Here is a 3497-nt window from a genome sequence, read left to right on the forward strand (position 1 = left end):
ACGCATTGCTGCCGGCCGTGCGCGCCGACCTGTTGCGCCGGCTCGGCCGACATCAGGCCGCGCGGCAGGCCTATCTCGCAGCGAGCGCCGCGACACAACTCGAGCCGCTGCGGCGGCTTTATGCGCGACGGATGGCGGAGCTGTCGGAGGGCGGCCGATCAACCGGATAGGCGGCGCGTCGGAGGCGTCCAGAGCGCGTGATACGGTACACGGTAGCATTGAATATTACCTTATAAGATGAGGAGATCCGTAAGCATGGCGACCAGCTACACGATCGGGAAGCACTCAAGACCCTCATCAAGAACCTGGTCGATAGCGGCGTTACAGCACGGCGAGTGAAGTCATGCGGGATGGCTTGCGCCTCGTTGAATAACGCGAAGAGCAGCGCAAGGTGAAGCTCGAAGCTTTCCGGGCGGAAATCGCGCGTTGCCTGGCCAGTGGCCCGGCCGAGGATTGGGACGTTGAGGAACTAATAGCCGAAGCAAAACGTCGCCAAGCGACATCCAAATGTGACCTGATTCGGACATTCACCCGAACTCCGGATTGAGCGGGTCAAGGGCGCTGGCGATTAAGCGAAGCCAAGAATTCGTCCGCGATCGGCCGCCATCGACCGGGTTGAAGCCGCAGCAGATGGCCGTCACCTGGAACGCCGTGGAGAAGCTCAAAGTGCGCACGGCCCCCGGCCGCGGTGAACGCTTGATAGTATTCGCGGATCAGAGCTTCAGGGTAGATTTTGTCGTTGTCGGCATAAAGCCAGAGCTGCGGAACCCTGTCCGCCGCACCGCGCCCAGCATTCGCATAATACGGCGTCGTCACCGGCCCGTAGGGGTACCAGCCACCGGAGAAATTCACCACGCCCATTACCTCGCTGGGCTTGAGGCCGGCATAATGCACGGCGAGAAACCCGCCGCGTGACTGGCCAGCGAGCAACACCGGTCCTGGCCGAACGCCGGCCAATCTGCGGCCATAGGCAATCGCCGATTCGAGATCCTCGACGGCTTGTGCGACGCCTGCCGACACACCAATGAGGTTGCCCTCGTGATTGCGCTCAAAATCTTCCTCGCCATTGATGCCCTCGGACCTGCCGCGTCCGCGGCGCATCAGTGCAAGCACGGCAAAACCATTGTCGCGTAGCCAATGCGCCTCGGTCGAGAACGACCAGGTCCTCAACTGATTCCGACCGACGTCGGACCCGTGGGTGAAGATCGCAAGCGGTGCCGGGCCATGGCCGGTCGACGGATAGAACGTCGCCTCAAGCATGATCGGCCGTGCGCCATCGGGCGTCCGAACCGTGAGGTGCGGAATCCACACGCGCTCGCCGGGCCATGGCCAGTCTGTCGGTCGGTCGCCCGCGGCAAGGCGTGCCACGTCAGTGCGGACCAGTAGTCCCGAGGTCACGTTGCCGGACGCGATGGTCGCAGTCAGGTATAACCGGTCGGGTCCATCGAAGGCGTATCGGAAGGTGCGAAATCCCGTCATCGTCAGCACGCCGTCGACGATCGTTGCTTTGTCTCGCCACCATTCTCGATTCATGCCGTAAAACGCCGAGTCTGATTGTGCGAAAATCACATTCGCATGCCCATCGGGCGTGACGCGCTCGACCACGAGAATATGTCGATCGTCGTGCCAGGTTCCGATCCACGCGCCCTGAAAGCGAGCGATCTCGGGCGACACCTCAGGCGTAGGCGTCTCCACGTCGAACTTGCCCGGCAACGGGACGATCGTTTCCGGATCGACGGTGAGTGGCTGGGCCTGAGCGCTCTGAATCAGCACCAAGAAAACCACCAAAAAGATCGCTAAAGCTCTGCGCATACTTTGCTCGAAGCCGTATCCGAATCTGCCGCGAGCCGGAGCATGGCGGGTACACTCGGACAAGACTAATACACCAATGCCCGACATGTCGACTTTGACCTATTACACATTTTATGTTGATCATGCTCTGACAACCTGCACGATGAGGTGACGAAATAGCCGTTGGTCAGGTCCGTTGGACCACGGCGGCCCTTGACCCAAAGCGGACACCGCTACCAAACCCGATCTAGCGTAACGTTGTCAGCAGGCGTTCCGCGGCTTTCAGATCGTCCGTGTCCCGGCCCTCGACGAACCATGTGAATACCGGCTCGAGCAGGGTACGGGCGTTTTCGCGCCGTCCATGGTCGGTCATCAGCTTCGCCAGATCGGTTGCGGCGCGCAGCTCGCCGGCACGTGCACCCTGTTGACGGCTGAGTTCGATCGACCGGATGAAGAGCATTTCTGCCTCCTCGACGCGAGGCTGAGGCATTGAGAGAAGAAGCGCACCCTTCACGCGCAGCAATTCGGGCATGTAGATGAAATCACCATTTTTCTCGACCTGACGTATGCCATCGTCGATCAGCCCCAAGCCTTCGGTAAATCGGCCGGTCGCGACGAACCCTTCCGCGAGCGAGACATTGAATGGCGCAGCCATCAGCCCGTAGCCTGCCGCGGGAAGCTCCCGCATGCAGCTCTGCAAGATATCGACTCCATTTTGCGGCTTGCCGCGGCGGATCGCCAGTACCGCTTCGAGACCGCGTCCGACTATCGTATGTGGCGCCATGGAATGGGACTGGGCATTGGAGAGATACCGATCGATGATTTTCTCGACGGTTGTCAGATCACCGATCCGGAGAAACAGCAGAAAGGCGCGGATCAAGAGTATGCTCAGTGTTGCCGGATGCTCGATGTGCAGAGCATCCTCAAGCACCAAATGCGCCAATTCGGCGGCCTGTTGCGGATAGCCCTGCTGGTACAGCGTATGCGCCAAACCCATGCGCGCCGGGGGCACGATGTCAAAGGCAAAATAGGCCCTGCCGCTATGCCGTGCATGCGATCGATTCTGTAACGTGGCCTCAAACTCGATGCGGGAGCCGTCGAGGTCGCCGACCAGATAGAGTGCGGTCGCCAGCATGAAGTGCGCCGACGCAAACGCGGCCGGGTCACCAATGACCTTGGCGACGGCTGAATTGCGCCGTGCGCATTGCAGCGCCATCCGGCAATTCCCGTTTCGGAAGTAGAGGACGTTCAGCGCGCCGAGTAACCACATTTGATAAAGGACTTCGCCGCACTCCTCTGCAAGGGCAAGCGCCCTATCCAGGGCCGCCTCCGCCGCATCGCCCCCCCGCGTATACATCAGTGAATAGCCCAGGCTGGCCTGCAGGCGCATTTCATCGGCCGTTCCGCGCCTGGTGTTGTCGAGGGCCAGCAGCGCCTGCTCCGACCAACGATGACATTCAGGCAGCATGAACGTTGCCAGCAGGACCGGCCCGGCTGCGACGGCAAGTCCGATTGCGATGTCGGCTTTTTCGGCCCCGCGTGAGAAGGCCCATTCGAGCGCCGCGCGCATATTGTCGAGATCTCGGACGTAACGCGGCAGAAAGTCCACGAAAGGGCCCTCGGCGGCCCGTGCAAACAGATCGCGAAAGAACACCGCGTGCCGGTGAGCAATCTGTTCCGCTTCACCGCTATCGGCCAGCTTGTCC

General features: G+C 61.1%; 1 protein-coding gene and 1 pseudogene. Both read right to left on the reverse strand.

The genetic code is table 11. The features are described 5' to 3' along the window. Positions 1–552: 552 nt before the first annotated feature. Positions 553–1773, reverse strand: coding sequence for a serine aminopeptidase domain-containing protein (locus tag WCB02_RS18420; RefSeq protein ID WP_423960186.1), 1221 nt, complete (start codon positions 1771–1773; stop codon positions 553–555). Between the two features lie 265 nt (positions 1774–2038). Further along, positions 2039–3497, reverse strand: a pseudogene (locus tag WCB02_RS18425) (ATP-binding protein); the annotation flags it as partial.

It is taken from the genome of Bradyrhizobium sp. (genome assembly GCF_049581145.1).
Lineage (GTDB): Bacteria > Pseudomonadota > Alphaproteobacteria > Rhizobiales > Xanthobacteraceae > Bradyrhizobium.